Source organism: Aurantimonas sp. E1-2-R+4, assembly GCF_036549515.1.
In the GTDB taxonomy this organism is placed as follows: Bacteria; Pseudomonadota; Alphaproteobacteria; order Rhizobiales; family Rhizobiaceae; genus Aurantimonas; species Aurantimonas coralicida_A.
On the sequence record NZ_JAZHLK010000089.1, the window covers coordinates 1 to 6,403 of the forward strand.

Below are 6,403 nucleotides of genomic sequence, written 5' to 3' on the forward strand. Positions count from 1 at the left end.
CCGCAAATCTGATGAAACAGCCTTTCCCATAGAGCACCTCCTGCTCACAGAGAATCAAACCGAACATCAAATGGGAACCCGTCGATTCAAATTATTCGCCGGATGCTCTAGCCCGAGAGCCTGAACCTGAACGCGAGGGGGCCGCCCAGTGAGCGGCTTAAGTGCCTATGCCGCTGGCGACGATTATGCCAACCGGGAAGGCAGCGAGCCGATCTTGGAATACGCGTAAAACTAACGGCCCGGCTTTAGCGCGTCTAGCAAATCTCCCCACTCTTGCATCAGCGTCACCCGTTGCTCCCAATAGGTAGCGCGGTTGTAGGCTCGCCGGATCGCGTTCTTGTCCTGATGCGCCAGCACCGCCTCAATTACGTCTGGATCGTAGCTGCGGGCGTTAAGGATGGTGCTGGCGGTCACCCGAAAGCCGTGGGCGGTCACTTCGTCCTTACCGTAGCCCATACGCCGCAGCGCGGCATTCATGGCGTTCTCGGAAAGTGGACGCTTGGTCGAACGGATCGAAGGAAAGACCAGGCCGCCGTGCTCGGAAAGCGGCCAGACCTCTTCCAAGACCAGAAGCGCCTGTTTGGATAGCGGCACGTCGTGCGGAGCGCGCATCTTCATGCGCTCGGCCGGAATGTGCCAGACGGCCTTCTTTCGGTCGAACTCGTCGCGGGTGGCGCCCCGTACCTCGCCGGGACGGACACAGGTGAGGGCGAGGAACTGGAGAGCGGCTTTGAGGGTCGGCCAGCCGTCGTAGTCATCGATCGCCACGAGGAGCTGGCCGAATTTCCTTTCATCGGTGATCGCGGCACGGCCGTTGACTTTCGGTGACTGAAGCGCGCCCTGAAGGGCCAGGGTCGGGTCGGTCTCGGCCCGGAGGGTGACAATCGCCAGCCGGAAGACACTGCCGATCACGCCGCGCAAGCGCCGCGCCGTCTCTCTTCGGCCGCTCTTTTCGATCTTCTGGAGGAGTTGGAGAATTTCCGCAGGGGTGATCTCTTTGATGGGACGCTTGGCGAGCGGGCTGGCCAGGTCTTCTAGGAGCCACTTGGTTTTGGTAACTGTGGCCGCCGCCGCTTTCCGTTCTTCCATCCGCTTAACATATTCCTCGGCGATTAGGCCGAAGGTGGTGCGCGCTTCCGTGAAAGCTGTGGCCTTCTCCTCCTTGCGCTTGGTGGAAGGGTTGATGCCGGCGACCAGCAATCTCTTGGCATCGTCCCGCCTCTCTCGCGCGTCGAGAAGCGACACTAGCGGGTACTTGCCAAAGGAGAGAATATTTTCCTTCTCCAGGTAGCGATAACGCAGCTGCCAGAGCTTAGAGCCGCTTTTTTGGACGAGGAGATAGAGCCCGTCGCCGTCGGCGAGACGATACGGCTTGACCTTGGGTTTGGCGTTCTTGCAGGCGAAGTCGGAAAGCGGCATGGGTAACGGGCCTAGGGGTAATGGGTAATACCCGGATCGTTACCCACAAACTGATGCGTTGCAATGGTACGTGGCAGGGCGCCATAAGCAGCNAGGGGTAATGGGTAATACCCGGATCGTTACCCACAAACTGATGCGTTGCAATGGTACGTGGCAGGGCGCCATAAGCAGCCATACCCAGCTAACTCATTGATTTTTATTGATAGGAGGGACGCTATGAGAATATGGGAAGGGGAAATGGTGCCCAGGGACGGAGTCGAACCGCCGACACTGCGATTTTCAGTCGCATGCTCTACCAACTGAGCTACCTGGGCGCCGTTTCGTCGAAACGCTCCGAATGCGGAGCGCCAAGCCGGCGAAAGCTCGCGCCTTATAGAAAAGCTCCAACGCGCTGTCCAGCGTTTCGGCGGCGGCGCCTGGAAAAATATGACGATGCCGGGTTGCCCGGCTTGGCAGGGGCGCTTCGCGACTTTGGTCGGCAAAGGCTGCTTTTCGCTTCACTGTCTGTTGACGCGCCAACCGAAATCGGAGAGATAGCGCCCAATGCTGCCGTAGCTCAGTGGTAGAGCACTCCCTTGGTAAGGGAGAGGTCGAGAGTTCGAGTCTCTCCGGCAGCACCAGTCCGCTTTCACTGCGGACCTTGCTCCCCCTTCTTCACTGACGCTGATTTGCCTCGCGGCTTTGGTTCACGCTTCGAGTTTCACCGAACGGCCGCGCTCATGGCTCTGCGTTGCGGCGTCGGCCAGCAGCCCCGCCTTCAGCCCATCCATGCCAGAGGGCGAAAGCTGGGTCCCGCTGGTGACGGCGTCGATGAAATAGGCCAATTCGCGGCGATAGGCCTCAACATAGCGTTCCAGGAAGAAATTCTGGACGGGATCGGCCGCGACCCCCGCCTGATTGGCGAGGACCACCGTCGTTTGGGGCACGTTCTCCGCCTTCAACAGGCCCTTCGAGCCGTGCACTTCGACGCGCTGATCGTAACCATAGGTCGCTCGCCGCGAATTGGAGATCTGCGCGATCTTTCCCGTTGCGGTCTTGAGCAGCACGGCGGCGGTGTCAATGTCGCCGGCTTCGCCGATGGCGCTGTCGACCAGGCAGGAGCCGACGGCGTGGACTTCGGTGATTTCCTCGCCGAGCAGGAAGCGGGCCATGTCGAAGTCGTGGATCATCATGTCGCGGAAGAGGCCGCCCGACGACTTGATGTAGGAGACCGGCGGGGGGCCGGGATCGCGCGACAGGATCGTGACGAGCTCGACGTCGCCGATATCGCCATTGTCGATCCGCGCCTTCAACGAACCGAAATGCGTGTCGAAGCGGCGATTGAATCCGATCATCAACGGCGCATCGCCGATCCGCGCCAGCGTGTCGCGAATGCGTTGCGAGTTGAGGTCGACCGGCTTTTCGCAGAACACCGCCTTGCCAGCGCCCGCGGCCGTCTCGATAAACCCGGCATGGGTGTCGGTCGGCGTGCCGATGATGACGGCGTCGATGTCGGCGGCCGTCAGGATCGCGTCCGCCGGGCGAGCCTCGCAGCCGGACGCGGCCGCAAAACTCTCGGCCGACTGCGGCAGCGCGTCGGCCACCGCGACGAGTCGCGCGTTGGGATGCGCGACGATATTGCGCCCGTGGATCTGGCCGATGCGGCCGCATCCCAGAAGGCCGAAGCTCAGCATGACATGTCTCCAGAAGTCCAATCTCGCGTCGCAGGACTAATCGCTGAGATTGGAATAGACAATCCGAGCTTGAGAAGGATTAGAATTCAGTCTCGGGACGGCGACAGCGGCCGGGCCGGACAGGCGACGAAGGAGCGACGAGATGCGCAGACGCGAAGCCGAACATCCGTTCTACCGCCCGCTCTGGATACGCGGGTGCATGACCGGTGTGCTCGTCGTCTGGACCGCGCTGGAATGGGCAAACGACGCGCCCTTCTGGGGCATCATGACCAGCGCGGCGGCCGTCTGGGCGATCTGGACCTTCTTCCTCGCCTACGATCCGAACGCGGCGGGCAAACCGGCCGGCGCCGAGGCGGATGCGTCCGGGGAGGGAACGGCCGCGACCGACACCGAGACCAGCGAAGGAAAGTGACCCTGATGTCCCATCTGCGCGTACGACCGAAACGCGACCACGACCGCGTCATACACGTCACGCCCGAGAGCGCCGGCTGGAGCTATGTCGGATTCGAGCTGTATCGGCTGGCCCCCGGCGCCAGCGTCGCCGAACGCACCGGAGAACGCGAGGTCTGCCTGGTCCTCGTTTCCGGCCGTGCCTCCATGGCAAGCGATGGCGAGGACTTCGGCCTGATCGGCGAGCGGATGAGCCCGTTCGAGGGCAAGCCCTGGTCGGTCTATGTGCCGGCTGGCGACCGCTGGCAGGTGACGGCCGAGACCGCCGTCGAACTTGCCGTCTGCTCGGCGCCGGGAACCCCCGGCGCGCATCCGCCGCGGCTGATCGCGCCGGTTTCGCTCGGCCAGGAGACGCGCGGGCAGGGCACCAATGTCCGCCACGTCACCAACATCCTGCCCGAAACCGACCCCGGCGCGGATTCACTGCTGGTCGTCGAGGTGATCACGCCTGGCGGGCACACCTCGTCCTATCCGCCGCACAAGCACGACACCGACAATCTGCCGGACGAGTCCTCTCTCGAAGAGACCTACTACCACCGCCTCGATCCGCCGCAGGGCTTCGCCTTCCAGCGCGTCTATACGGATGCGCGAGACGACGGCACGCGCGAACTCGACGAGGCGATGGTGGTGGAGGACGGCGACGTCACGCTGGTGCCGAAGGGCTATCACCCCTGCGCGACGACGCACGGCTACGATTTGTACTATCTCAACGTCATGGCCGGGCCGACGCGGACGTGGAAGTTCCACAACGAACTGGCGCACGAATGGCTGGTAATGCCGCCGGCGTGAGATCAGAAACGGGGCTTTGGCGGGCGGGCGCGTACTTGTCCGTCTCCGGCGAGAGTTCGGCACGTCCGCAATCCCGCGAAGCCGGTTCGCAAGTCGGGCTCCCCGATCTTGGCCGTGCCCACCTCTCGCGCCGCCGCAAGATCCTCCGACCCGCCCTTTCCAGATTCTTGAACGAAGCAGACAAGGTTCAAGGCATGGGCCCCGCGCCTGGACGGTGGCTCTGCATCTCACCCGCGCCGTTCAGCGGGTCTTTCCTCCGGAGCGATTGCGCGCACCCTTAGCAGGATCGCGATGAAGGCCGCGGCGGCGGCGTCGATCGCGCGATCGTTGTGGATGCGATGAACCGCCTCGGCGCTCTCGGGCACGTCGAGCGTCGCCTGGCGTCGCAGCCGCAGGTCGATCTCCTCCGGCGTCTCCCGGCCTCGCGCGGCGATCCGTGCGACCAGCAGGTGGCGTGGAGCGGTGATCTCGATGATGTGGAGGCGGGAAAAGCGCTCCGCCGCGTTCCGCAAAGCCGCCCGCGACACATTGGCGACGACGGTCTCGCCAGCCTCCAGACGTCTCGATATCTCAGCCGGCAGGCCATAGGAGAGGCCATGCGCCGACCATGTCAGGCAGAAGGCTCCGGCGGCCTCGGCCGCGGCGAATGCCGCCGGGGTCAGGCTGTCGTGGTCCTCCGCGTCGACAAGCGCGATGCGGGTGACGACGCGGCGCGGGAAGAAGAATGTGGAGTCCGTCGCGAGCGCTGCGGCGGCAATCGCCAGCAGCGAATCCTTGCCGGCGCCGCTGGGTCCGACCACGGCGACGAACGACCCGGGGAAACGATTTGCGAATGGGGCCGCCGCCCCGCTGGCCTGGCGTTGCTTCGTCGGCGGCATCAAGCGGCATCTCTGCAGAGAAGGCTCGGCGAGACAGCAGCGGTCAGCCGCTCGTCCAGACGGCCGGTCCGTATATTCAGCCCCGGTCGGTCCGCGCGGCGATGGGCCATCTCCTGAACGGCGGCGATGTCGTTCCGGGTCAGATCGTCGCGGCAGGTTCGCGCCGCCGTCTCCAGGATCGGCGCGGCGGCATCCGGCGAAGCGAGGCCCTGATGATCGACGCGGCTTCCTTGACGCGAAAGGTAGACCGCGTCTGCCCATTCCATATCAGCCGAGCCGTTGTGGATCAGGTCATCGATCTGTTCCCGCCTGCGCGTCGGTTCCTGCAGCGTTGTCTTGAACATCCGTTCCCCCTGGAGGCAGACCATGCGCGCCTGGGCAACTGCCGTGAGACGCTCCCCTGTCTGCCACGATCGCACGTTTTCGGCGCGGCCGAATCGCATTCGCGGAATTGTACGGAATCGTCCTGCGCAAGTGGATCATCAGCCTTTGAGGCGAAGATCGCATCCGCGCCCGCACTTGCTTGGAAGCGGACGCTGTTGGACGGGTCCTGGACCCAGTCAATCCCAAAACTGGCCCTATGGTCGGATCGCGCCAAGCCTTAAGCCTTGATCAGGCGCGCCCAACGCTGCCGCAGCCTGAAATCGAGCCATCGGGCGGGCACGCGCCCACGGGCGCAGTGGACGGCCTATCCCGTTGAACCGGGGTATCCGAGGGGCGCGCCATCCTGTCGAGCGGATGCATGAGAGGCAGGATGGCCAGCGTCTCGCAGGCTGAGTCGCCGGCCGTCGCAGCTCTACACAATCAGGCGATGAAAATGAGGATACCCACATGAATGATACGCTGACCGCCGCCGATCTCGCAGCCACCTTCGACGCCTTCAACCGCCACGACATCGAGGCCGTGATGCGGGCCTTCGCCGACGATTGCGTCTTCTACACCGTCGGCGGGCCGGAGGTGTATGGCACCCGGATAGAAGGCGCCGAGGCCATGGCCAATGCCTTCAGCGGCGTATGGTCCACGATGCCTGACGCCCACTGGGATCATCACAGCCACTTCGTCCAGGGTGACCGGGCGGTTTCGGGGGATGTCCCGAAGTTTGTTGAACTTCGTTGAGCGGCGATGCCGGGTTGAACGTTACGCGGCCCTCGATGCAGGGGCAATGAACTTTTCGGCATTTTGGCGCTGATGGGC

General features: G+C 63.8%; 6 protein-coding genes, 2 tRNA genes and 1 pseudogene. 4 read left to right on the forward strand and 5 right to left on the reverse strand.

Translation table 11 applies throughout. The features are described 5' to 3' along the window. Window positions 1-231 precede the first annotated feature (231 nt). Window positions 232-1,419: a tyrosine-type recombinase/integrase gene (locus tag VQ045_RS20880; protein WP_331831491.1), complete on the reverse strand. Its 1,188-nt coding sequence runs from the start codon at window positions 1,417-1,419 to the stop codon at window positions 232-234. Window positions 1,420-1,657: 238 nt separating this feature from the next. Next, window positions 1,658-1,733: transfer RNA gene (locus VQ045_RS20885), tRNA-Phe, on the reverse strand. Between the two features lie 231 nt (window positions 1,734-1,964). Here VQ045_RS20885 and VQ045_RS20890 point away from each other — a divergent pair. Then, window positions 1,965-2,039: transfer RNA gene (locus VQ045_RS20890), tRNA-Thr, on the forward strand. 66 nt (window positions 2,040-2,105) lie between these two features. Here the strand turns inward: VQ045_RS20890 and iolG are convergent. Then, on the reverse strand, window positions 2,106-3,092 hold the full coding sequence (gene iolG, locus VQ045_RS20895; RefSeq protein ID WP_331831492.1) for an inositol 2-dehydrogenase: 987 nt from the start codon (window positions 3,090-3,092) through the stop codon (window positions 2,106-2,108). Window positions 3,093-3,234: 142 nt separating this feature from the next. On the opposite strand from iolG, the gene VQ045_RS20900 reads away from it, so the two are divergent. Further along, on the forward strand, window positions 3,235-3,504 hold the full coding sequence (locus tag VQ045_RS20900) for a DUF3329 domain-containing protein (protein WP_331831493.1): 270 nt from the start codon (window positions 3,235-3,237) through the stop codon (window positions 3,502-3,504). Window positions 3,505-3,509: 5 nt separating this feature from the next. Further along, complete coding sequence (gene iolB, locus VQ045_RS20905; protein WP_331831494.1) at window positions 3,510-4,331, forward strand: 5-deoxy-glucuronate isomerase; 822 nt, start codon at window positions 3,510-3,512, stop codon at window positions 4,329-4,331. Between the two features lie 227 nt (window positions 4,332-4,558). Here the strand turns inward: iolB and phnN are convergent, their stop codons facing one another. Further along, complete coding sequence (phnN, locus tag VQ045_RS20910) at window positions 4,559-5,209, reverse strand: phosphonate metabolism protein/1,5-bisphosphokinase (PRPP-forming) PhnN (protein ID WP_331831495.1); 651 nt, start codon at window positions 5,207-5,209, stop codon at window positions 4,559-4,561. After that, window positions 5,209-5,553: a hypothetical protein gene (locus VQ045_RS20915; RefSeq protein ID WP_331831496.1), complete on the reverse strand. Its 345-nt coding sequence runs from the start codon at window positions 5,551-5,553 to the stop codon at window positions 5,209-5,211. The genes phnN and VQ045_RS20915 overlap by 1 nt, the downstream gene beginning before the upstream one ends. A 499-nt stretch (window positions 5,554-6,052) precedes the next feature. Between VQ045_RS20915 and VQ045_RS20920 the strand changes: the two are divergent. After that, a pseudogene (locus tag VQ045_RS20920) lies at window positions 6,053-6,292 on the forward strand (nuclear transport factor 2 family protein); the annotation flags it as partial. Window positions 6,293-6,403 lie beyond the last annotated feature (111 nt).